This window comes from Vibrio sp. 1069, from assembly GCF_033340555.1.
In genome coordinates, this window is record NZ_JAWOWP010000535.1 from 1 (window position 1) to 628 (window position 628).

Sequence of the window (628 nt, forward strand, 5' to 3'; positions counted from 1 at the left end):
AACGACGAGAAAGGCTTCTCAATGGATGCGACTGCTATTAGTGCAGCACGAGAAGTTCTAACGCAAATGTCACTTCCAGAGCGTGCATATCAGCGTATGAAGATGCAGTTTGCTAAAAGCCACGTTCCGTCTTTCCGTTTAACAGACGTGTTAGGACCTAAAGGTTTAGAACAATTTGAGCGAGCAAGTGGAAAACCTCTATCGCAAGGTATTTCCGGTTTTTATACCTACAACGGTTTTCACAGCATTTTCCAAATTCAGATTAATCGCACCGTCAAAGGATTGATGGAAGAAAACTGGGTGTATGGGGATGATCTTAAAGCTCATGAAATTGATCATGATAGTGCTATTCAGGGGGTCCAAGCCCGCTATTATCAAGATTATGTCAATGAGTGGAAAACTCTGATAGAGGATATTCAGCTTAAACAAGCTCCAAGTTTGGCTTTAGCAACAGAGCAATCAAGAGTTCTATCCGGTGTAGAAAGACCAATTGAATCACTTCTGCGTGCAATACAAAAGGAAGTGGGGTTATCGAAAGTAACGTTATCGGAAAATCAAAAGGCAGCAACGGAAGTCGCAGGAAAGGTTGCAAAAGTGAAGTTTTCTAATACGGCAGACAAACTCGATA

The 628-nt window shown here is 41.9% G+C and carries 1 protein-coding gene; it reads left to right on the forward strand.

The window, feature by feature from the left end; genetic code table 11:
- A partial coding sequence (locus R7040_RS27590) for an ImcF-related family protein (protein WP_318097762.1) occupies positions 1 to 628 on the forward strand: 628 nt, incomplete at both ends.